Raw genomic sequence first — 20,909 nt, 5'->3', positions numbered from 1 at the left:
CGCTGTCGTCTGCGTCTGCTCCACGGGGTTCAGCTTCACACGGGTTCCCGCCGGCGCTGCGGCCGCACGGGCTCCGGCTCCCGCGACAGCCGCCCCGGCCACCACACCCGCCGCCCGAGCAGCATGCTCGCCGTCGTCACCAGGTATGTCCGCACCAGGAAGGTGTCGAGGAGCACCCCGACCGCGATCACGAACCCCAGCTCGACCAGGGGCACCAGCGGCAGCGTGGTCAGCACGGCGAAGGTCGCGGCGAGGACGACACCGGCGGAGGCGATGACCCCGCCGGTGGTGCGCAGCGCGGTGAGCGCGGCCGTCCGCGGTTCGGCGCCGGCGAGGGACTCCTCGCGCATGCGGTGCATGAGGAAGATGCCGTAGTCGACGCCCAGGGCCACGAGGAACACGAAGGACAGCAGCCCGAGGCCGGAGTCCGTGCCCTGGAAGCCCAGCACCGGCCCGAACACCAGCCCCCCGATCCCGAGCGCCGCGCCCCACACCGCGACGACCGCGACGAGCAGCATCAGCGGCGCGACCAGGCTGCGCAGCAGACCCACCAGGATCACGAACACGGCGGCCAGCACCAGCGGCACGACGACCTCACGGTCCCGGGCCTGGCTGTCGGCGAGGTCGAGCTGCTGGGCGCTGGGTCCGCCGACATGGGTGCCGTAGCGGTCGTCGAGCCCGGCGCGCAGGGCCTCGATGGTCCGCGTCTCCCCCGGGCTCTCGGGGGCGGCGGTGGGAAAGACCCGCACCTCGCTCCAGCCGCCCCCGCTCCGCCCGGCCGTCGCCCGGGCGCCCCCGTCCGTCGCCCGGGCCGCGGCCACCACGGCGTCGGCCTTCCCGGTCGGCGCGATGACCGTGACGGGCTGGCTGCTGCGCCCCGGGTAGGCGTGCGCGAGCGTCTGCGCGGCGACGATCGACTCGGGCTGCTTGGTGAAGGAGTCCTCCTGCCTGAGCGAACCAGGGAGGTGCAGGACACCGAGCGCGAGCGCTCCGAGCAGCACCGCCCCGCCGGCCAGCACCGCGACGGGCCGGCGCGTGGCGGACGTCCCCATCGCGGCGAACAGCGACCGCCGCACCCTCGGCTCGCTCCCGAAAGCGGGGATCATCGGCCAGAAGACCCGCCGCCCCAGCAGCACCAGCACGGCGGGCAGCAGGGTGGTCATGGCGAGCAGGGCGGCCAGCACACCGACCGTCCCGACCGGCCCCATCCCGCTGCTGCTGTTGAGATCGGCGGCGAGCAGGCACAGCAGCCCGGCCGCGACCGTCGCCGAGGAGGCGAGGATCGCCGGGCCGCAGCCCTTCAGCGCCGCGCGCATGGCGTCGTACGGCCGCTCGTGCCGCCGTAGCTCCTCGCGGTGGCGGGAGATGAGCAGCAGTGCGTAGTCGGTGCCGGCGCCCAGGACGAGCACGGTCATCACACCGCCGCTCTGCCCGGTGACGGTGACGCCGAAGGCCTCGTGCAGCGCGTATCCGGCGGCCATCGCAAGACCGGCGGCGACCCCGGCGGTGGCGAGCGGGACGAGCCAGAGGACGGGGCTGCGGTAGATGAGCACGAGCAGGACGGTGACGACGCCGAGGGTGGCGTACAGCAGAGTGCCGTCGATGCTGCCGAAGACCTTGCCCATGTCGGTGTTGAGCGCGCCGGGCCCGCCGACCCGCACGCTCAGCCCGTCGCCGCCGTCCGCGATGCCCCGGACTCCGTCGACGAAGGCGTCCCGCGCCTTGTCGTCCTGGCCGGGCCGGGTGCTGGAGACGGGGTACATCAGGGTGGTGCCGTCCCGGGAGGGGAGGGCCCGCGGCTTGTCGGCGAGCGGGTACGCCGCCTCGATCCGGGCGACCTGCTCGCCCGCCCTCTCCTTGTCGGCGGCGGTGAGCCCGCCCGCCCGGTGGTAGACGACCAGCAGGTCGGTGGCCTCCCCGCCGGGCAGCCGGTCCTGGACACGGGCGACCCGGGTCGAGTCCGCGCTGTCGGGCAGATAGTCCACGGAGCGGTTCTGCTGGATCCCGGAGAACTTCCCGGCGAACGGCCCCACGAGCACCAGCGCGGCCACCCACAGCCCGACCACCACCCAGGGCACGGCCCGCCGACGTCCCGCATCTGTCCCACCGGCCCCCATGGACGGGCCTCCCTCCGCTCGGGTGTCTGGTTCGCTTCCAGACTTCCGGCGCGCAGGGATGCGTTCGTCGGGCGTGGGATCGAGTTCGGGACTACTGCCACGGGAGGCCGCCGTACGGCGTTACTCCCGCGGGAGTATCAGGACGGCGTCCGTGCCGCCGCCAGCAGCCGCTTGACGTCGTCCGAGCAGATGGTCAGGGCCGCGCCCACCGTGGTCAGAACGTCCCGTTCGGCGGGCGTGTAGGGGCCGTCGGCGAGGGCGATGCGGGCGGCCTGGAGGAGGATCGACTCGCGGCCCACGGGGGCGAGATGCGGGGCGAGGGGGTCGAGGGCCTCGTGCAGCTCTATGGCCAGGCCCGCGCCGCCCGGCTCGCCGTAGACCCGGCCGGTGTCCGCGGCCAGGGCGTCGACCAGGGCGCCGAGCTGGTCCTCCGTGCAGTCCTCGAAGCCGGCGGCGCGGACGGCGGCCGCGGCCGTCTCCAGCGTCGTACGGGCGCAGGTGCCGCCCGCCGCGAGGACCGCGAGGGCGACGGTGTGCACGGCGTCGCGGAGCATCGCGGAGAAGCGGGTGGTGGTGGGGTGGTCCAGGGCGTCCGTGCCGAAGTGGCGGCTGCAGGCCGCGCACTCGACGACCGGGCCGGTCTCGCCGCGCGGCAGGACCGGGACGCCGAGGAGGGTGAAGCGGCGGCGGCCGGTGAGCCGCTGGTAGTTGCGGTCGCCTCCGCAGCCCGGGCAGAAGAACTCGCCGTCCCCGACGGGCGTCCACGCGGTGCGGGTTCCCAGGAGGCGCGCAGGCCTGGCGGCTCGGCCGTTTCGTCCCCGTACTGGCAGCACGTCGCACCTCCTTAACACCGCGGCAACATCGCAGCGGTGTCGTGATGTTAGCCACATCAGGGAGGCGCAGTCAGTACCCCGGAAGAGACCTTTCCGTGACCTCCACGATCAGGTGGCCGAAAAGGGGCGGGGCCCTGATCGCCGTATACGACGATCAGGGCCCCGAACCAGCACGTCAGAGGGGTCAGCGGGCGGCGCGGTTGACCGCGGAGACGACCGCCTTCAGGGAGGCACGCGTCGTGTTCGCGTCGATGCCGATTCCCCACAGAACCTTGTCGTCGATCGCGCATTCGATGTAGGAGGCGGCCTGCGCGGAGGCGCCCTCGCTCATCGTGTGCTCCTGGTAGTCCAGCAGCCGGGCGTCTACGCCGATCTTCTGCAGGGCGTCGAAGAAGGCGGAGATCGGGCCGTTGCCGCTACCGGTCAGAACGGTGTCCTCGCCGTCCACGGTCGCCTCGACCCTGAGCGTGTCCACCCCGTCCGTGTCGGTCGTCGACTGGCCGTTCCTGACCTGGATACGGCCCCATGGGTTCTCGGGGTTCGGCAGGTACTCGTCCTGGAAGACCGCCCAGATGTCGGAGCCGGTGACCTCGCCGCCCTCGGCGTCCGTCTTCGCCTGGATGATCTTCGAGAACTCGATCTGCATCCGGCGCGGCAGGTCCAGCTTGTGGTCGTTCTTCAGGACGTACGCGATACCGCCCTTGCCGGACTGCGAGTTGACGCGGATCACGGCCTCGTAGGAGCGGCCGACGTCCTTCGGGTCGATCGGCAGGTACGGCACCGCCCACTCGATGTCGTCGACCGTCACACCCTTGGCGGCCGCGTCGGCCTCCATCGCGTCGAAGCCCTTCTTGATGGCGTCCTGGTGGGAGCCGGAGAAGGACGTGTAGACCAGGTCGCCCACGTACGGGTGGCGCGGGTGGACCTCCATCTGGTTGCAGTACTCCCACGTACGACGGATCTCGTCGATGTCGGAGAAGTCGATCTGCGGGTCCACGCCCTGGGAGAACAGGTTCATGCCCAGGGTGACCAGGTCGACGTTGCCGGTGCGCTCGCCCTGCCCGAACAGACAGCCCTCGACGCGGTCGGCGCCGGCCATCAGCGCCAGCTCGGCGGCGGCGACGGCCGTACCCCGGTCGTTGTGCGGGTGGATCGACAGGCAGACGTGCTCGCGGCGGGACAGGTTGCGGCCCATCCACTCGAAGCGGTCGGCGTGGGTGGAGGGCGTGGAGCGCTCGACGGTCGCCGGCAGGTTCAGGATGATCTCGCGGTCCGGGCCGGGCTGCCAGACGTCCATGACCGCCTCGCAGACCTCCAGCGCGAAGTCCAGCTCGGTGTCGGTGAAGATCTCCGGGCTGTACTGGTAGCCGAACTCCGTCTCCGGGCCCAGCAGCTTCTCCGCGTACTCCATCACCAGCCGCGTCCCGTCGACGGCGATCTGCTTGATGTCCTCCTTGGAGCCCCGGAAGACGACCCGGCGGAAGACGGGCGCGGTGGCGTTGTACAGGTGGACGTTGGCCCGCTTGGCGCCCTTCAGCGACTCCACGGTCCGCTCGATCAGGTCCTCGCGGGCCTGGGTCAGTACGGAGATGGTGACGTCGTCGGGAATGACCCCGGGCTCCTCGATGATCGACCGTACGAAGTCGAAGTCGGTCTGGCCCGACGCCGGGAAGCCGACCTCGATCTCCTTGTAGCCCATCTTCACCAGCTGGTCGAACATCCGGCGCTTGCGCTCGGGCGACATCGGGTCGATCAGGGACTGGTTGCCGTCACGCAGGTCGGTGGAGAGCCAGCGGGGTGCCTGGGTGATCCGCTTCTCGGGCCAGGTGCGGTCGGGGATGTCGACCTGCTCGTACTTCCCGTACTTGTGGATCGGCATGCTGCTGGGCTGCTGGCGGTTCGCCATGATTGCGGGGCTCCTCTTGGTGTCCGGAAGGACGGCCGACGACGCAACACGAAGCTCCGCGGGGAGGGAGTCGACCTGTCCTACAGGCCCTCGCCGCGGCAGCTAAGAAGAAGCAGCCCGAAACGCATGATGCGAGCCACTGTAGCCGAGCCGATCGGGATCAGCGGCCCCGTTCCAGTATGCGGGACTGATGATGCCTTTAAGGGGCGCGGGGCTGCGCCGATATGCGGCTCCGCCGCATAGGGCGCGACCAGCCACCGCGAGCCCGCAGCGCATAACACAGAGCAACCCCCCACGACGGGATCATCCGTATATTTCACCAATCATGGTCGCACCTAGTGACATACAGCTAACGCAGTGCCATCGTGCCGGGCATGACGAAGACCAACGGGGGCTCAGAGCCCGTCTTCTGCACCGTCGTACCGCCGCACATCCTCGACAAGCTGGCCCAGCACGAGGACCCGGCGCTCGCCAACGCCGCTCGCAAGACCCTCGAGCGCGACGCCTTCGAGCGCACCCACCGCCGCCTGACCACCGTCATCGGCGCCCCTGCCGTCGCCCCGCCCACCGGAGCGGCCGCCGAGCAACCCCACCGGACCATCTACGACGCCCGTCACGGCACCGGCCTGCCCGGCCACAAGGTCCGCGGCGAGGGCGACGACCCCGGCAAGGACGCCACCGCCAACCGCGCCTACGCCGGTCTCGGCGCCACTTTCGAGCTGTATCTGAAGGCCTACGAGCGCTATTCGATCGACGGCAACGGGCTCCCGCTCGACGCGAGCGTGCACTACGACAAGGACTACAACAACGCCTTCTGGAACGGCGAGCAGATGGTGTTCGGCGACGGTGACGGCGAGATCTTCCTCGACTTCACCATCCCGATCGACGTCATCGGCCACGAACTCACCCACGGCGTCACGCAGTACACGGCCAACCTGACCTACTTCGGCCAGCCCGGCGCTCTCAACGAGTCCCTGTCCGACGTCTTCGGCTCCCTCATCAAGCAGTACACGCTCGGCCAGACCGCCGCCGAGGCCGACTGGCTGATCGGCGCCGGCCTGCTCGCGCCCCGGGTGACGGGCAAGGCGCTGCGTTCCATGAAGGAGCCGGGCACGGCGTACGACGACGACGTCCTCGGCAAGGACCCGCAGCCCGCGACCATGGACGACTTCGTCCGCACCGGCCGTGACAACGGCGGCGTCCACATCAACTCCGGCATCCCCAACCACGCCTTCTACCTGGCGGCGAACGCCCTCGGCGGCCACGCCTGGGAGAAGGCCGGCCAGATCTGGTACGACGTCCTGACCGGCGGTGAACTGAAGAAGGACGCCCTGTTCGCGGACTTCGCCAAACTGACGGTCGCGGCGGCCAAGGCACGCTATAGCGACGGCGAGGAGCTTCAGGCCGTTCTGAAGGCCTGGGAGCAGGTCGGGGTGCGCACGTCGTAGTTCCGTACTAGACACGGACCCATGCGTATTCGAGTGAGGCGCACGGGTGGATTCGCGGGCATCGAGCGCCGCGCCGAGGTGGACACCTCGGGGCGGCCCGACGCGCACGAGTGGCAGGCCCTGGCCGAGAAGGCGGTGGCCGCCGGCCGGGCCACGCCGCCCGCGGGCGTGCCCGACGGGTTCAGCTACGAGATCACGGTCGACGGCAGGACGGTGTACGCCGCCGATCCCCGGCTCACCGAGGAGCAGCGGCAGCTGATCTCCCGGGTACTGAAAGAAGGGGCGTGAGGAAAGCCGTAGAGAAGGGCTGTAACGACCGGTTCACGCCAGGGCGTTGACTTCCGTTACCGGCGGTAAGGATGATCCCGCCCATGGCGACTGATGCAGGCAATCCGATACCCCGTTTCCCGGCCGGTTTCCTCTGGGGCGTGTCGACCTCGGCCCACCAGATCGAGGGCGCCGTCGACGAGCGCGAGCCCTCGGTCTGGGACGCCTTCACGGCCGAGCCGGGGCGGGTGAAGGACGGCTCCACGGCGGCGGTGGCCTGCGACCACTACCACCGCTACCGCGAGGACGTGGCCCTGCTGGCCGGCCTCGGCGTGGACGCGTACCGCTTCTCGATCTCCTGGCCGCGGGTGAACTCGCCCGGCGGCCTGGACTTCTACGACCGTCTCGTGGACGAACTGCTGTCCGCGGGCGTCCGCCCCGTCCCCACCCTCTTCCACTGGGACCTGCCCGTCGCCCTGGACTGGCTGGAGCGCGACACGGCCTCGCGGTTCGCGGAGTACGTGTCGGTGGTCGCCGAGCGGCTGGGCGACCGGGTGCGGAAGTGGATCACCCTCAACGAGCCCGCCGAACAGACCCTGCTGGGGCACGCGCTGGGCGCCCACGCGCCCGGCAAGCAGCTGATGTTCGACGCGCTTCCGGTCGCCCACCACCAGTTGCTGGCCCACGGTCTGGCCGTACGGGCCCTGCGCGCGGCCGGTGCCACGGACATCGGGATCGCCAACTCGCACGGTCCGACCTGGCCGGCGTCCTCGGAACAGGCCGACGTCGAGGCGGCCGACTTCTACGACCTGCTGCTCAACCGGCTGTTCTCCGACCCCCTGCTGCTCGGCCAGTACCCGGACGGCATCGGCGAGTTGATGCCGGGCGACGTCGAGGCCGATCTGAAGGTCATCGCCGAGCCGCTCGACTGGTACGGGATCAACTACTACGCGCCGACCCGCGTGGGCGCCCCGCAGGGGACGGACATCGAGTTCGGCGGCCTCACCATCCCGGCCGAACTGCCCTTCTCCGTGCGGGAGATCGAGGGCGTCCCGGTGACCGACTTCGGCTGGCCCGTCGTCCCCGAAGGCCTGACGGAACTGCTCACCGGCTTCCGCGAGCGCTACGGCGACCGGCTGCCGCCCGTCGTCATCACCGAGAACGGCTGCAGTTACGAGGGCCTCGACGACCAGGACCGGATCGCCTACCTGGACGGTCATCTGCGCGCCCTGCACCGGGCGGTGGAGGCGGGCGTGGACGTGCGCGGGTACTTCGTGTGGTCGCTGATGGACAACTTCGAGTGGGCGGAGGGGTACGCGCGCCGCTTCGGACTGGTCCACGTGGACTTCGAGACGCAGGCGCGGACGCCGAAGGCCTCGTACGGCTGGTTCCGGGACGTGCTACGGGCGCAGAGATGACGACCACCCGGCCCCCGCAGGCACTCGCCGAGCCGGTCGAGCGGGTCGGCCGGGGCTGGACCGCCTCCCTCTCGCTCGCCAACGGGGCGATCTGGGTGGGCTGGTACGGCCCCCTGCAGATCCTGCTGGCCTCCCAGGCGAAGGACTTCGCGCCCGGCTCCGGCATGTCGAAGGAGACCATGCTGGCCTGGGTGACCGGGATCGGCGCGGTCGTCTCCCTGGTCGCCAACCCCTTCTTCGGCGCCCTCTCGGACCGCACCACCGCTCGCTGGGGCCGCCGAACCCCGTGGATCGTGGCCGGGGCGGCGGGCGGTGCGCTGTCGCTGCTGGTCCTCGCCGGGGCGGGCGGGATGGCGACGATGACGCTCGGCTGGTGCCTGGTCCAGCTGACGCTGAACGCGGCCTTCGCGGCGGTGACGGCCGCGGTGCCGGACCGGGTGCCCCGGCTGCAACGCGGGTCCGTCGGCGGCTGGTTGGGGGCGGCGCAGATCCTGGGCGTGGTCGGCGGGACCGGGCTCGCGACGGTGGCCGGCGGGATCGGGGCCGGGTATGTGGCGTGCGCGGTGTTCACGGTGCTGGGCGTGCTGCCGTACGCGCTGCGGTATCCGGATCTGCGGCTGGGGGCCGCGGACCGGCCGGTGTGGTCCTGGCGCGGCTTTCTCTCCGGGTTCTGGCTGAGTCCGCGGCGGTATCCCGACCTGGGGTGGGCCTGGCTGACCCGCTTCCTGATCAACCTCAGCAACGCGCTGGTGCTGCTGTACCTGCTCTACTACCTGCGCGACCGGCTGCACTACCACGACCCCGATCAGGGCGTGCTGATCCTGACCGCGGTGAACGGCGTGACGCTGCTCGCCACGGTGGTGGTGGGCGGGGTGTGGTCGGACCGGACGGGGCGGCGCAAGCCGTTCGTGATCTGGTCCGGGGTGCTGATGGCGGTGGCGACGGGGGCGCTGGCGGGCTGGCAGACCTGGCCGGGGGCGCTCGTCGCGGCCGCCGTGCTCGGCATCGGGTTCGGCGTCTTCACCTCGGTCGACTTCGCGCTGATGACGGACGTCCTGCCCAAGGCCCTGGACCGGGGCAAGGACCTGGGCGTGATCAACGTGGCCAACGCCCTGCCCCAGGTCGCGGCACCCGCCCTCGCCGCGCCGATCGTCACCTACCTGGGCGGATACCGGGTGCTGTACCTGGTGTCGGCGGTGATCGGGCTGGCGGGGGCGGTGCTGGTCCAGCGGATCCGGGGCGTGGAGTGACCTACAGGGCGCCGGCGTCCCGGGCGGCGTAGACCGACGGATACCGGGGGCGGTAGCCCAGCTCCCGGCGGATGCGGTCGGTGGACATGATCACCAGCCATGGGTCGGGGTCGGTGCGCTCGTGCAGTTCGGCGGGCACCTCGGCCCCGTTGAGCTGGTGCAGCTCGACCGCCGTGACGGGGGCGTCGTCGGCGATGTTGTAGATCCGGCCGGCGATGCCGGGGGCGTGCAGGACGCGCAGCAGGCCCTGGGCGACGTCCGCGTGGTGGCCCATGTGCAGGCGCTGGGTCGCCGCCCACTGCCCGGCCCAGCGCAGCGACTGGGCGAGGTGCGGGTCGCCCTCGCCGTAGACGAAGGGCAGCCGGGCGATCCGTACGTCCAGGCCCTCCATCGCCAGCAGGTCCCGTTCGGCCTCCGCCTTCGAGGCGGGGTAGGCGCCCCACATCGTGCCGCCGGGCCGGCTCTCGTCCTCCTCGGTCACCGGACGGCCCCGCCCCACGCCGTACACCAGCCCGGTGCTGACCTGCACGAAGCGCCGCACACCGGCGGCCAGGGCGGCACGGCCCAGCTCCACCGCCGCGTCCCGGTTGACGGCCCACGCCTCCTCGTCCGGGACCCCGCGGAAGGCGGCGGCGACGTTGACGACGGCGTCCGCTCCGGCGACCGCCTTGGCGAGGGCCTCGTTGTCCCGTATGTCCCCGATCACGACCTCGGCTCCGAGCCGCGCGAACGGCTCCGCGCGCGCCGCGTCCCGCACCAGGATCCGCACGTTCTCGTCCGCCCGGGCCTGTGCCAGCAGCCTCGGCACGAAGCGCCGTCCGACCTGTCCCGTCGTACCCGTGACCAATGTCAGCATGTTCTGCTCCTCTCGTCCCCACCCACCCTTCAGCGGGACGCCGGCCACCGGGAGAGACCTCCCGATCAGGGGATCGGCAGTCCCTGGATAAGCCGGGCCGGCTCCCGCACGCTGGAGGGGTGAACCGAGCCGAACTCGCCGACTTCCTGCGCCGTGGCCGTGCCCGCCTGGACCCCTCCGACGTGGGTCTCGCGGCCGGCCCGCGCCGCCGTACTCCGGGGCTGCGGCGGGAGGAGGTGGCGCAGCTGGCCGGGATGTCGGCCGACTACTACACGCGCCTGGAGCAGTCCCGGGGGCCGCGGCCGTCCCGGCAGATCCTGACGGCGCTGGCCCGCGCGCTGCGGCTGACGGACGACGAACGCGACCACCTGTTCCATCTGGCCGGCGAGGAGCCGCCGCGCCGGGGCGGCGCGTCCAGGCACGTCAACCCCGGTCTGCTGCTGGTCCTCGACCGCCTGCACGACACCCCGGCGATGGTCTCCACGGACTGCGGGGAGGTGCTGGCGCAGAACGCGATGTCGAGGGCGCTGAGCGGCGACACGTCCGCTCGTCCGCCCCGGGACCGCAACATGCTGCGCCGCTTCTTCCTGGACCCCGCGGCCCGGGACCTGTTCCCGCCGGAGGACGTACCGGCCCACGCGCGCAGCCATGTGGCGAGCCTGCGGGCGGTGGCCGCCTCCCGCCCCGACGACCCGGAACCGGCCGCGCTGGTGGCCGAACTGCTCGCCTCCAGCGAGGAGTTCGCGCGCCTGTGGGACGACCACGAGGTGGCGGTCCGCCGCCAGTCCACGAAGCGCTTCCGCCACCCCCTGGTCGGCCTCCTGGAACTGGACTGCGAGATCCTCCTCAGCGAAACCGGCCACCACCACCTGATCCTCCACACGGCCCGCCCCGGCACGGAGTCGTACGAGCGACTGCAGTTGCTGCGGGTGGTGGGACTGCAGGACCTGACCCCGTCAGAAGCCGGGACGCCGTAGCTGCCACTTCGGCGTGCCGAGGAGGGTCCGGGCTCAGAACCCCAGGCGGCGCAACTGCTTCGGATCCCGCTGCCAGTCCTTCGCGACCTTCACGTGGAGGTCCAGGAACACCGGCGTGCCCAGCAACGCCTCGATCTGTTTGCGGGACTTGATGCCGACCTCCTTCAGGCGCTTGCCCTTGGGGCCGATGATGATGCCCTTCTGGCTGGGGCGTTCGATGAACAGGTTGGCGTGGATGTCCAGGAGGGGCTTGTCGGCCGGGCGGTCCTCGCGCGGGAGCATCTCCTCGACGACCACCGCGATGGAGTGCGGCAGCTCGTCGCGGACACCCTCCAGCGCCGCCTCGCGGATCAGCTCGGCGATCATGACCTGCTCGGGCTCGTCGGTGAGGTCGCCCTCGGGGTAGAGCGCCGGCCCCTCGGGCAGCAGCGGCACGAGGAGATCGGCCAACAGGTTCACCTGCTTGTCGCCGACCGCCGACACCGGCACGATCTCCGCCCACTCGAAGCCGAGCTCCTTGCCCAGCTGGTCGATGGCGATCAGCTGCTCGGCGAGGGTCTTGGAGTCGACGAGGTCGGTCTTGGTGACGATCGCGATCTTGGGGGTCTTGCGGATCCCCGCCAGCTCCTTGGCGATGAACCGGTCACCGGGGCCGATCTTCTCGTTCGCCGGAAGGCAGAAACCGATCACGTCCACCTCGGCCCACGTCGTGCGCACCACGTCGTTGAGCCGCTCCCCCAGCAGCGTGCGCGGCTTGTGCAGCCCCGGGGTGTCGACCAGGATGAGCTGGGCGTCCTCCCGGTGCACGATCCCCCGCACGGTGTGCCGCGTGGTCTGCGGCTGGTTCGCGGTGATCGCCACCTTCTGCCCCACCAGAGCGTTCGTGAGGGTGGACTTGCCCGCGTTGGGGCGCCCCACGAAGCAGGCGAAGCCGGCACGGTGGACGGTCTCGCCCGACTCTTCGGATGACTGGGTACGAACGCTCATGCCGCCCATTCTCCCTGATCCCTGGACCCCCGCCGTACCGTGAGGATTCGGTAACCCCGCCGCAACGAAACGTCACGGAAACACAGCCGTACGCAACCGGAAACGCAGGCCGGTGACCCTCTGACGAGCCCCCACCTCGATGGAGACGACCGTGACCTTCGCCGCCGCGCAGATCAACACGGGCGACACCGCCTGGCTGCTCGCCGCCACCGCCCTGGTCCTGCTGATGACCCCGGGCCTGGCCCTCTTCTACGGCGGCATGGTCCGCACGAAGAGCGTCCTCAACATGCTGATGATGAGCTTCGTGTCGATCGCCCTGGTCACCGTGGTCTGGCTGACCGCCGGCTACTCGCTCGCCTTCGGCGACGACATCGGCGGAGGACTCATCGGCGGCCTGAAGCACGCCGGCATGGCGGGCCTGGGCCCCGACAACGTGCACGGCACCGTCCCCACCGTCCTGTTCGCCACCTTCCAGCTCACCTTCGCGATCATCACGGCGGCCCTGATCAGCGGCGCGATCGCGGACCGGGCGAAGTTCTCGGCATGGCTGGTCTTCGTGCCGGTGTGGACGCTGCTCGTATACGTTCCGGTCGCGCACTGGGTCTGGGGCCCGGGCGGCTGGATCCTCGACCGCCTCGGCGCCCTGGACTTCGCGGGCGGTATGCCCGTCGAGATCACCTCCGGCGCCTCGGGACTCGCGCTCGCGCTGGTCCTCGGCCCGCGGCTCGGGTTCAAGAAGGACGCCATGCGTCCGCACAACCTGCCGATGGTGATGCTGGGCGCGGGTCTGCTCTGGTTCGGCTGGTTCGGCTTCAACGCCGGCTCCGCACTCGGCGCCAACGGCCTCGCGGCCGCCGCGTTCCTCAACACCCTCGCCGCCGGCTGCACCGGTCTGCTGGGCTGGCTCTTCGTCGAACAGAAGCGGGACGGCCACCCGACGACCCTGGGCGCCGCGTCCGGCGCGGTCGCGGGCCTGGTCGCGATCACCCCGTCCTGCGGCACGGTCTCCCTGCTCGGCGCCCTGGTCGTCGGCCTCGCCGCCGGTGTCGTCTGCTCGTACGCGGTGGGCTGGAAGTTCCGGCTGAACTACGACGACTCGCTGGACGTCGTCGGCGTCCACCTGGTCGGCGGTGTGATCGGCACCCTGCTGATCGGCGTCTTCGCCGAGAAGGCGATGACCGGCGGGACGCAGGGCCTGCTGTACGGCGGCGGGCTCGCCCAGCTGGGTAAGCAGGCGGTCGGGGTGGTGGTCGTCGCCGGGTACGCCTTCGCCGTGACCTACGGCATCGGCAAGCTGCTCGACAAGGCCATCGGCTTCCGGGCGGCCGAGGAGCACGAGCACACCGGCCTGGACCTTACGGTGCACGCCGAGACCGCATACGATCACGGCGTCCTGGGCCACGGCGCCCCGGTCAGCGCGTCCGTCGTCCCCTCCGCCCGGAAGGCCGAGAGCCAGGCATGAAGCTCATCACCGCGATCGTCAAGCCCTACCGCCTCGACGAGGTGAAGACGGCCCTGCAGGAGATCGGCGTGCACGGCCTGACCGTGACCGAGGCCAGCGGCTACGGCCGCCAGCGCGGCCACACCGAGGTGTACCGCGGCGCCGAGTACCAGGTCGACCTGGTGCCCAAGGTCCGCATCGAGGTCGTCGTCGACGACACCGACGCGGACGCCGTCATCGACGCGATCGTCAAGGCCGCGCAGACGGGCAAGATCGGCGACGGCAAGGTCTGGTCCCTGCCGGTCGAGACGGTCGTCCGGGTACGGACGGGAGAGCGCGGCCCGGACGCGCTCTGAGACACCGCCGGCCGGGAGCGGCGGGTGGTGTACGGCGACAGCGCCCGGCGCCTGACGGAAGCGCGCCGAGGAGTCGCGCCCGACCTGAACGGAGCGGCTCCCGGCCGGGCACCACGGCTCCGGTCGACGGGCCCGGCGCGCGCGGAGTACGCCCGGGCATCCGCCGCGAAGCTCATCTCCTCGACGGATGCCGCTCCCGCTCGACCTCGCGCGCCGTGGCCGGGGATCCGGCGGGGCGCGCCGGACCCTGACCGACCACCCGCGTCCGGCGCGATCTGACGAAGAGCATCGTGCCCACGGCCAGGACCGCGAGCAGCACCGCCGTCGCGATCCACGGCACCGCGAAGAAGGACGCGCTCGCCGACTCCCGGGTGTCCTGCGCGCTCGCCGTCAACGTGATGTTTCCCCAGTCGAGTTGGGGCGCCCCGCGCCACGGCTCCGTGAGGTGCGCGCGCTGGCCCGGCAGGAGTTCGGAGGGGATGCGGGACAGGTCGCGGGAGAGCAGGGTGCGACCGAACAGGCCCTTCGCGCGCAGCTCCACCTTGGGGTCGAGCGTGACGTTGCCGGTGTTGTGCAGGGTGTAGGAGATCGTCGACGTGCTGGTCCCGAAGCCGGGGACGAGCGGCTGGCTGTGGCTGATGTGGACGTTCTCGACGGAGATCGCGGGGAGGGTCGGTCCGCCGACGCGCAGGTAGACACGGGCGGCGACCGCGCGCTGCACCCCGAGCGCCAGGGATCCGCTGCCCTTGTCGATGCGCTCGTCCAGCGCGACCAACGCGCCCGGATGGTCGCCGGGTTCGGCCCCCTCGGGCACGCGCAGCGTGAAGGGGACGGTGATCCTGCCGTGCGCGGGGACGGTGATCCGGGACGTGGCGGGCCTGGCCCAGGCCCCGACGCCCCGCTGCCTCTCGTGCACCGTCCGCACCGCGAACCCGCCGTCCCGGGCGGTGTTGTAGGCGTCGGCGGCGTAGAGGCGGAAGGTCAGCGGCCCGGCGGTCTTGTTGGCGACGACGACCTTGTCCGAGACGGTCGTACCGGGATCGGCGGAGAGGTAGAAGTAGGGGCGCGCGGCGATCTTCGATGCGAGGGGATAGACCGACCAGCTGCCGTTGTCGGCGGCGTGCGCGGGCGTGGCGAGAGCGGCGAGGAACAGACCGAGCAGGAGGACGGAGAGCTTTCTCATGGGTGCGGACCCCCACGGACTTCGGCGGTAGGAGAGGGACGGGCGGGTGCGGACGCCCGTACGGTCAGCTGAGCGTCAGGGTCAGGACCCCGGAGTACGAGCCCGGAGGCGTGAACGTCGGTACGTCCAGGGAGAGCTGGGCGTCCGCGGTGAACTCGCCGCCGGTCAGCGTGCCGTTGGGGGTGGACGCCAGGGTCGCGCCCGAGGTGCCCACCGTGCCCGCCGAACCCGCCTGACAGGTGCTGGGGCTGCCCGCCTTGGTGGCGCAGGCGGGGGTCCAGCTCAGCTTCCCGGCGTCGATCTTGGCGCCGGGTCCGGTGAAGTCGGTGACCTTGCCGGTGAGCGACCAGCCGGCCGGACCGCCGCGGAAGTCCTTGACGGTGACAGGCTGCAGCTTGCCCGTGGAGGCCCCGCCCTTGCCGAAGTCCACCGCCGACAGTGCGACGGAGTCCCCGGCCTGGGACATCGACAGCGTGCCCGCGTTCACGGTGGTCGTCAGCTTCTGACTCCCGGCCGGAATCGGCGTGTTGTCGATGACCGTGTACGTGGCCGGCCCGGCGCCCAGGGCGTCGCTGTACGCGCTGCCCTCGTACGCCACGATCCCGGTCGTCGTCTTGTCGTTGACGACGAGGGATCCGCTGATCTTGCCGCTCGCGTCGGCGGTGACGGTGGCCTTGTCCGCGGTCTGGGTGGATCCGGACCGTCCGGCCAGGGTCACCGTGGCGCCCGCGGTGAAGCCGGTGCCGCTGACGCCGACACTGTCACCGGGGTTGCCGGACGCCTTGTTCAGTGTGATGGCACGGGTGTTGACCGGGGTGGAGTTCGTCGCCGTGACGGTCTCGGAGACCGGGGCGGGCGGGTTGGTCACCGTGCACGGGGTGTCCAGCTCCAGGATGTAGCTGGTGTGGATGTTGTAGTCGCCGGGCGAGAGCTTGATCGCTCCCGGCGCGGTGACCTTGAAGGTGCCGGTCATGGAGAACGACGGGAAGGCGCCGTTGCCGGGCACCGGGTCGTTCTTCTTGGGTCCGGCGACCGTGACGTCCCCGGTCTGCGCACCGGTGAGGGTGATCTTGCCGGTGGGCGTCATGATGTCGGCCGGCAGGGCGATCGCGGTGGGGTTGCTGGCGGCGGGCTTGACCACCGTGTAGGTCACGGTGACCGTGTCGCCGACCTTCGGAGCGGTGTTGTCCACCGAGATGCTCGCCGTGGTGGTGCCGTCGATCGGCGGGATGCCGGCGACGGCGGGCGGGATGCAGTGCGTGGGGAAGTCCACGTTGGTGGCGGCGCCGGCCGGAAAGGCCAGGGCGCCGCCCGCGGTGACCGCGAGCGCGGCCGCCCCGAACAGCGACGCCAGACGGCGTCTTCGGTTCTGTGAACCCATGGGTGTGCCCCCTCTTCTTCTGTGCTCGCTGGGGGCATTGATGTGTGGATCGCGTGAGAAGTCAATGGAGATGCCGAAATGAACTGATGGACCGTCAGTTCCTGTGTCTGCCAGGAACTGACGGTCCGTCGGCTGAGCAGGCCCGGGCTCGGGTCAGTCGAACACGAACGGTCCGGGCGACTGGGGTCCGGTCGCCGTGCAGGTGACGGTGATCCCGAAGACGACCAACTGCAGCGAGCCGCCGTAGGCGTCCAGGCTGTCACCGGAGGCGACGGTGCCGTCGAGGGGGCCGACGGTGACGGGGTCACCGGCCGCGATCGCGGGGTTCTTGGTCCCGCTGAACGTGCTGGTGCCGCCGGTGGTGCCGTTCACCAGGGTGAGCGTCGAGGAGATCGAGTCCTGAGACAGGGCGATCGGGGCGGTGACGGCCGAGGTGACGGTGATGGTGGCCGCCGTGCCGTCCTGGGTGGCGGTGAGCGTGGCCTCGCCGCTGCCGAAGGCGCCGCAGTCCGCGCTGATCGTCGCGGTCTGCGGGGTGACGGCGAGGGCACTGGGCGCGAACGCCAGCGAGGCGGCCGCGAGGGCCCCCACCACCATTGCCGCACCTGCTCCTGTGCGTTTGCCTCTCATGGGGAATCCGGCTCCCTTCCCGTGTCTGGGAAAGCCATGTGGGGATGGATGGGAGAGGTCCGGACGGGCCGCCGGCAGGCGCGGTGCGGGGCGCCAAGTGGGGGGTGGAGTAAGGAATCTGACGATCCGTCGGAACTACGGATTCCATTGATGCCCGAGAGACACGGAAGCGGCAAGGAGGATTTCCGGCCGACTCCGGCCCACTCTGAAAAGGGCTGTTCTCAGCCTGCGGTGACCGTGCCGCGTACCGTCCCGTCGGGCCCGGCGAGCAGCACCGGCGTCCCCTCCCCACCGAGATCCCGTACGGCCGCCAGGTCCTGCTCGGGCACGGACCCGGCCTCGGTCACCACGGCCGCCGCCTCCAGGGACTTCGCGCCCGAGGCCACCGCCATCGCAACGGCCGTGCGCAGCGCGCTCAGCTCCAGCGAGGCGAGCGCGACGGTCCCGGCGACATACGTCCGCCCGGTCTCGTCCCGTACGGCCGCCCCCTCGGGCACACCGTTGCGCGCCCGCGCGGAACGGGCCAGGGTGACGATCTTGCGGTCCTCGGGATCAAGCGCGCTGCTGTCGGTCATGAGCCGAGCATAACCACCGCCGCCGCGCAGCTCAGGGGCGGTCGAGGCGGAGCCGCTCGGCACGCGGCAGACCGGCCACGACCAGGTCGTACGAGTCCTCGACGAGCTCCCGCACCAGGTTGTCGGGCAGGTCGCCGTCGACCGTGACGGTGTTCCAGTGGCGCTTGTTCATGTGGTAGCCGGGGATGATCAGGCCCGGGTGGTCGGTGCGCAGCCGGATCGCGTCCTCCGGGTCGCACTTGAGGTTCACCGTGAGTGGCCGATTGTCGAGCCAGCTGAGCGCGAACATCTTGCCCAGGACCTTGAAGACGGAGATCTCCGGCGAGAACGGGAAGTCCTCCACGGCCGCGTTGAAGGACAGACAGAGGCCGCGCAGCTCCTCGGGGGTCATGCGTCCTTCTCCTCCTCGGGCGGACCGGCCGGATCCACCGGCTCCACCAGCACCGTGACGATCTTGTTCCGGCGGCCGGCGGCGGCCTCGGCGGTCAGGCGCAGTTCACGCCCGTCCGGAAGCTCGACCGTGCTGGACGCGCCCGCGATGGGCACGCGGCCCAGGGCCTTCGCGAGCAGACCGCCGACGGTCTCCACGTCCTCGTCGTCGTACTCGTCGAGCCCGTACAGCTCGCCGAGATCGGTGATGTCGAGGCGGGCGGTGACGCGGTAGCGGTCCTCGCCGAGGTCCTCCACGGGCGGCAGTTCGCGGTCGTACTCGTCGGTGATCTCGCCGACGATCTCCTCGAGGATGTCCTCGATGGTGACGATGCCGGCCGTGCCGCCGTACTCGTCGATGACGACGGCGACGTGGTTGCGCTCCTGCTGCATCTCGCGCAGCAGATCGCCGGCGTTCTTGGTGTCGGGGACGAAGGCGGCGGGCCGCATCGCCGTCGACACCAGCTCGCTCTCCGCGTCCCGGCTGATGTGCGTCTTGCGGACCAGGTCCTTCAGGTACACGATCCCGACGATGTCGTCCTCGCTCTCGCCGGTGACCGGTATGCGCGAGAAGCCCGAGCGCAGCGCGAGGGTGAGGGCCTGACGGATCGTCTTGTAGCGCTCGATCACCACGAGGTCGGTGCGCGGGACCATGACCTCCCGGACGAGCGTGTCGCCGAGCTCGAAGACCGAGTGCACCATCCGGCGCTCCTCGTCCTCGATCAGCGACTCCTTCTCCGCCAGGTCCACCAGCGCCCGCAGCTCCGCCTCGGAGGCGAACGGCCCCCGGCGGAAGCCCTTGCCAGGGGTGAGGGCGTTACCGATCAGGATGAGGAGGTTGGGGATCGGGCCCATGATCCGCGCGAGCGGCACCAGGACGTACGCCGCCGCCGTGGCCGTGTTGAGCGGATGCTGGCGGCCGATGGTGCGCGGCGAGACGCCCACGGCGACGTACGACACCAGGACCATCACGCCGATCGCGAGGAGCAGGGCGCGGGTGGTGCCGTCGACGGACTGCAGACAGGCGTACGTCACCAGGGCCGCGGCCGCCATCTCGCAGGCGACGCGGACCAGCAGGGCGACGTTCAGATAGCGGGTCGGGTCGGCGGCGACCTGCGCGAGCTTCGCGCTGCCGCGGCGGCCGGAACGGACCGCCTCCTCGGCGCGGAAGCTGGAGACACGGGCGAGGCCCGCCTCCGCGCAGGCGGCGAGCCACGCCACGACGACCAGGGCGACCGCGCCCGCGACGATCTGACCGCTCATGAGACGGTCGGGGCCGGGGACGGACCGGTCAGGCCCTTCTCCGCGCGCCAGCCGTCCACGATGGCCGCCTGCAGACCGAACATCTCGGCCTTCTCGTCGGGCTCCTCGTGGTCGTAGCCGAGCAGGTGCAGCACACCGTGGACGGTGAGCAGTTGGAGCTCCTCGTCCATGGAGTGCTGCGTCTCGGCCTCCTCGCCCTGCTTCTTGGCGACCTCGGGACACAGCACGATGTCACCGAGGAGGCCCTGCGGGGGCTCGTCGTCGTCCTTCGACGGCGGACGCAGCTCGTCCATCGGGAAGGACATGACGTCCGTGGGCCCCGGCAGGTCCATCCACTGGATGTGCAGCTGCTCCATGGCGTCGGCGTCCACCACGATCACCGAGAGCTCGGAGAGGGGGTGGATGCGCATCCGTGCGAGTGCGTAGCGGGCGATGTCGAGGATCGCCTGCTCGTCGACCTCGGTTCCGGACTCGTTGTTGACGTCGATCGACATGGCGCTGTGTGTGTCTACTTCCCCTTGTGCGCGGACTTCTCCCGGCCGCCCTTGTGGGTGCCGTTCTCCGTGCCGTGCTTGCTGTCGTACTTCTCGTACGCGTCGACGATACGGCCGACCAGCTTGTGCCGTACGACGTCCTGGGACGACAGGCGGGAGAAGTGGACGTCGTCGAGGCCCTCCAGGATGTCCTGGACCTGACGCAGACCCGACTTGGTTCCGCTGGGCAGGTCGACCTGGGTCACGTCACCGGTGATCACGATCTTCGAGTCGAAGCCGAGCCTGGTCAGGAACATCTTCATCTGCTCGGGGCTCGTGTTCTGGGCCTCGTCCAGGATGATGAAGGCGTCATTCAAGGTACGACCCCGCATGTATGCCAGCGGCGCCACCTCGATCGTCCCGGCCGCCATCAGCCGCGGGATCGAGTCCGGGTCCAGCATGTCGTGCAGCGCGTCGTACAGCGGGCGCAGGTACGGGTCGATCTTCTCGTAGAGGGTGCCGGGGAGGAAGCCGAGGCGCTCTCCGGCCTCCACCGCGGGGCGGGTCAGGATGATGCGGTTGACCTGCTTGGACTGCAGGGCCTGCACCGCCTTGGCCATGGCGAGGTAGGTCTTGCCGGTACCGGCGGGGCCGATGCCGAAGACGATCGTGTGCTTGTCGATCGCGTCGACGTACCGCTTCTGGTTGAGGGTCTTGGGGCGGATGGTGCGGCCGCGGGAGGACAGGATGTTCTGCGTCAGTACCTCGGCCGGGGTCTCCTGGCCGTCGCTCGTCCCGTTCTCGCTCGCCTTCAGCATGGCGATCGAGCGTTCCACTGCGTCCTCCGTCATCGGCTGCCCGGTGCGGAGCACCAGCATCATCTCTTCGAACACGCGCGAGATGAGGGCGACGTCGACCGGGTGGCCGACCGCGCTGATCTCGTTGCCCCGGACGTGGATGTCGGCCGCCGGGAAGGCCTTCTCGATCACGCGCAGGAGGGAGTCGCCTGATCCCAGCACGGTGACCATCGGGTGCTGGGCGGGAACCGTGAACTGTGCTCTCGCCTGCTCCTGCGCGGGGGTGTGAGCTGTGGGTGTCTGAGTCATGGGCCGGCTCTGT

Annotated in this window: 20 protein-coding genes; 7 read left to right on the top strand and 13 right to left on the bottom strand. The window is 70.9% G+C overall.

Annotated features, from left to right (window positions below; translation table 11 throughout):
• Positions 1–35: 35 nt before the first annotated feature.
• The 3 genes from ABZ453_RS01855 to leuA all read right to left on the bottom strand — a co-directional run bounded on the left by ABZ453_RS01855 (position 36) and on the right by leuA (position 4,856).
• On the bottom strand, positions 36–2,117 hold the full coding sequence (locus tag ABZ453_RS01855) for an MMPL family transporter (protein ID WP_359010513.1): 2,082 nt from the start codon (positions 2,115–2,117) through the stop codon (positions 36–38).
• Between the two features lie 137 nt (positions 2,118–2,254).
• Complete coding sequence (locus tag ABZ453_RS01850; protein WP_359010511.1) at positions 2,255–2,950, bottom strand: TerB family tellurite resistance protein; 696 nt, start codon at positions 2,948–2,950, stop codon at positions 2,255–2,257.
• A 184-nt stretch (positions 2,951–3,134) separates the two neighbouring features.
• The gene (leuA, locus tag ABZ453_RS01845) at positions 3,135–4,856 is read right to left on the bottom strand and encodes a 2-isopropylmalate synthase (protein ID WP_359010509.1); all 1,722 of its coding nucleotides are present in this window, start codon (positions 4,854–4,856) and stop codon (positions 3,135–3,137) included.
• A 374-nt stretch (positions 4,857–5,230) separates the two neighbouring features.
• Between leuA and ABZ453_RS01840 the strand changes: the two genes are divergently transcribed.
• The 4 genes from ABZ453_RS01840 (at position 5,231) to ABZ453_RS01825 (ending at position 9,239) form a co-directional block, all read left to right on the top strand.
• Complete coding sequence (locus ABZ453_RS01840; protein WP_359010507.1) at positions 5,231–6,304, top strand: M4 family metallopeptidase; 1,074 nt, start codon at positions 5,231–5,233, stop codon at positions 6,302–6,304.
• Between the two features lie 21 nt (positions 6,305–6,325).
• The gene (locus ABZ453_RS01835; RefSeq protein ID WP_133041078.1) at positions 6,326–6,592 is read left to right on the top strand and encodes a protealysin inhibitor emfourin; all 267 of its coding nucleotides are present in this window, start codon (positions 6,326–6,328) and stop codon (positions 6,590–6,592) included.
• A gap of 83 nt (positions 6,593–6,675) precedes the next feature.
• The gene (locus ABZ453_RS01830; protein WP_359010505.1) at positions 6,676–7,989 is read left to right on the top strand and encodes a GH1 family beta-glucosidase; all 1,314 of its coding nucleotides are present in this window, start codon (positions 6,676–6,678) and stop codon (positions 7,987–7,989) included.
• Complete coding sequence (locus tag ABZ453_RS01825) at positions 7,986–9,239, top strand: MFS transporter (protein WP_359010503.1); 1,254 nt, start codon at positions 7,986–7,988, stop codon at positions 9,237–9,239. The genes ABZ453_RS01830 and ABZ453_RS01825 overlap by 4 nt, the downstream gene beginning before the upstream one ends.
• A gap of 1 nt (position 9,240) precedes the next feature.
• On the opposite strand, the gene ABZ453_RS01820 is transcribed toward ABZ453_RS01825, so the two are convergent.
• On the bottom strand, positions 9,241–10,095 hold the full coding sequence (locus tag ABZ453_RS01820) for an NAD(P)-dependent oxidoreductase (protein ID WP_359010501.1): 855 nt from the start codon (positions 10,093–10,095) through the stop codon (positions 9,241–9,243).
• Between the two features lie 119 nt (positions 10,096–10,214).
• Between ABZ453_RS01820 and ABZ453_RS01815 the strand changes: the two genes are divergently transcribed.
• On the top strand, positions 10,215–11,072 hold the full coding sequence (locus tag ABZ453_RS01815; protein ID WP_359010500.1) for a helix-turn-helix transcriptional regulator: 858 nt from the start codon (positions 10,215–10,217) through the stop codon (positions 11,070–11,072).
• A gap of 33 nt (positions 11,073–11,105) precedes the next feature.
• On the opposite strand, the gene era is transcribed toward ABZ453_RS01815, so the two are convergent.
• Positions 11,106–12,059 carry a GTPase Era gene (gene era / locus ABZ453_RS01810; protein WP_240867561.1) on the bottom strand — a complete coding sequence of 318 codons (954 nt, stop codon included), beginning with the start codon at positions 12,057–12,059 and terminating at the stop codon, positions 11,106–11,108.
• Positions 12,060–12,198: 139 nt separating this feature from the next.
• Between era and ABZ453_RS01805 the strand changes: the two genes are divergently transcribed.
• Positions 12,199–13,521 carry an ammonium transporter gene (locus tag ABZ453_RS01805; RefSeq protein WP_359010498.1) on the top strand — a complete coding sequence of 441 codons (1,323 nt, stop codon included), beginning with the start codon at positions 12,199–12,201 and terminating at the stop codon, positions 13,519–13,521.
• A complete protein-coding gene (locus tag ABZ453_RS01800; RefSeq protein WP_133041072.1) occupies positions 13,518–13,856 on the top strand; it encodes a P-II family nitrogen regulator in 339 nt (112 codons plus the stop codon). The genes ABZ453_RS01805 and ABZ453_RS01800 overlap by 4 nt, the downstream gene beginning before the upstream one ends.
• 172 nt (positions 13,857–14,028) lie before the next feature.
• On the opposite strand, the gene ABZ453_RS01795 is transcribed toward ABZ453_RS01800, so the two are convergent.
• The 8 genes from ABZ453_RS01795 to ABZ453_RS01760 form a co-directional block, all read right to left on the bottom strand.
• Positions 14,029–15,039: a DUF916 domain-containing protein gene (locus ABZ453_RS01795; protein WP_359010495.1), complete on the bottom strand. Its 1,011-nt coding sequence runs from the start codon at positions 15,037–15,039 to the stop codon at positions 14,029–14,031.
• Between the two features lie 64 nt (positions 15,040–15,103).
• Complete coding sequence (locus ABZ453_RS01790) at positions 15,104–16,420, bottom strand: beta-xylosidase (RefSeq protein ID WP_359010493.1); 1,317 nt, start codon at positions 16,418–16,420, stop codon at positions 15,104–15,106.
• A gap of 153 nt (positions 16,421–16,573) precedes the next feature.
• Positions 16,574–17,050: a hypothetical protein gene (locus tag ABZ453_RS01785; RefSeq protein WP_359010491.1), complete on the bottom strand. Its 477-nt coding sequence runs from the start codon at positions 17,048–17,050 to the stop codon at positions 16,574–16,576.
• A 221-nt stretch (positions 17,051–17,271) separates the two neighbouring features.
• Positions 17,272–17,625, bottom strand: a complete 354-nt coding sequence (locus ABZ453_RS01780; protein WP_359010489.1) for a cytidine deaminase — start codon at positions 17,623–17,625, stop codon at positions 17,272–17,274.
• Between the two features lie 31 nt (positions 17,626–17,656).
• Positions 17,657–18,016 (bottom strand): MmcQ/YjbR family DNA-binding protein, encoded by a 360-nt coding sequence (locus ABZ453_RS01775; RefSeq protein WP_359010488.1) that lies wholly within the window; start codon positions 18,014–18,016, stop codon positions 17,657–17,659.
• Positions 18,013–19,317 carry a hemolysin family protein gene (locus ABZ453_RS01770; protein WP_359010486.1) on the bottom strand — a complete coding sequence of 435 codons (1,305 nt, stop codon included), beginning with the start codon at positions 19,315–19,317 and terminating at the stop codon, positions 18,013–18,015. The genes ABZ453_RS01775 and ABZ453_RS01770 overlap by 4 nt, the downstream gene beginning before the upstream one ends.
• Positions 19,314–19,811 (bottom strand): rRNA maturation RNase YbeY, encoded by a 498-nt coding sequence (gene ybeY / locus ABZ453_RS01765; protein WP_133041065.1) that lies wholly within the window; start codon positions 19,809–19,811, stop codon positions 19,314–19,316. Before ybeY ends, ABZ453_RS01770 begins: the two co-directional genes overlap by 4 nt.
• 14 nt (positions 19,812–19,825) lie before the next feature.
• Positions 19,826–20,896 carry a PhoH family protein gene (locus ABZ453_RS01760; protein WP_359010483.1) on the bottom strand — a complete coding sequence of 357 codons (1,071 nt, stop codon included), beginning with the start codon at positions 20,894–20,896 and terminating at the stop codon, positions 19,826–19,828.
• Positions 20,897–20,909 lie beyond the last annotated feature (13 nt).

Origin of the sequence: Streptomyces sp. NPDC005799 (genome assembly GCF_040630525.1) — a bacterium.
Taxonomy (GTDB): Bacteria; Actinomycetota; Actinomycetes; order Streptomycetales; family Streptomycetaceae; genus Streptomyces; species Streptomyces griseorubiginosus_B.
The sequence above is the reverse complement of the archived record's forward strand: the minus strand, read 5'-3'. Positions and strand labels throughout refer to the sequence as shown.

Coding starts and splice junctions, on each gene's coding strand:
- ABZ453_RS01785 (WP_359010491.1), bottom strand. CDS start 17,050: ATGAGAGGCAAACGCACAGGAGCAGGTGCGGCAATGGTGGTGGGGGCC.
- ABZ453_RS01820 (WP_359010501.1), bottom strand. CDS start 10,095: ATGCTGACATTGGTCACGGGTACGACGGGACAGGTCGGACGGCGCTTC.
- ABZ453_RS01825 (WP_359010503.1), top strand. CDS start 7,986: ATGACGACCACCCGGCCCCCGCAGGCACTCGCCGAGCCGGTCGAGCGG.
- ABZ453_RS01805 (WP_359010498.1), top strand. CDS start 12,199: ATGGAGACGACCGTGACCTTCGCCGCCGCGCAGATCAACACGGGCGAC.
- ABZ453_RS01760 (WP_359010483.1), bottom strand. CDS start 20,896: ATGACTCAGACACCCACAGCTCACACCCCCGCGCAGGAGCAGGCGAGA.
- ABZ453_RS01770 (WP_359010486.1), bottom strand. CDS start 19,317: ATGAGCGGTCAGATCGTCGCGGGCGCGGTCGCCCTGGTCGTCGTGGCG.
- ybeY (WP_133041065.1), bottom strand. CDS start 19,811: ATGTCGATCGACGTCAACAACGAGTCCGGAACCGAGGTCGACGAGCAG.
- ABZ453_RS01835 (WP_133041078.1), top strand. CDS start 6,326: ATGCGTATTCGAGTGAGGCGCACGGGTGGATTCGCGGGCATCGAGCGC.
- leuA (WP_359010509.1), bottom strand. CDS start 4,856: ATGGCGAACCGCCAGCAGCCCAGCAGCATGCCGATCCACAAGTACGGG.
- ABZ453_RS01830 (WP_359010505.1), top strand. CDS start 6,676: ATGGCGACTGATGCAGGCAATCCGATACCCCGTTTCCCGGCCGGTTTC.
- ABZ453_RS01775 (WP_359010488.1), bottom strand. CDS start 18,016: ATGACCCCCGAGGAGCTGCGCGGCCTCTGTCTGTCCTTCAACGCGGCC.
- ABZ453_RS01790 (WP_359010493.1), bottom strand. CDS start 16,420: ATGGGTTCACAGAACCGAAGACGCCGTCTGGCGTCGCTGTTCGGGGCG.
- ABZ453_RS01800 (WP_133041072.1), top strand. CDS start 13,518: ATGAAGCTCATCACCGCGATCGTCAAGCCCTACCGCCTCGACGAGGTG.
- ABZ453_RS01795 (WP_359010495.1), bottom strand. CDS start 15,039: ATGAGAAAGCTCTCCGTCCTCCTGCTCGGTCTGTTCCTCGCCGCTCTC.
- ABZ453_RS01855 (WP_359010513.1), bottom strand. CDS start 2,117: ATGGGGGCCGGTGGGACAGATGCGGGACGTCGGCGGGCCGTGCCCTGG.
- era (WP_240867561.1), bottom strand. CDS start 12,059: ATGAGCGTTCGTACCCAGTCATCCGAAGAGTCGGGCGAGACCGTCCAC.
- ABZ453_RS01840 (WP_359010507.1), top strand. CDS start 5,231: ATGACGAAGACCAACGGGGGCTCAGAGCCCGTCTTCTGCACCGTCGTA.
- ABZ453_RS01780 (WP_359010489.1), bottom strand. CDS start 17,625: ATGACCGACAGCAGCGCGCTTGATCCCGAGGACCGCAAGATCGTCACC.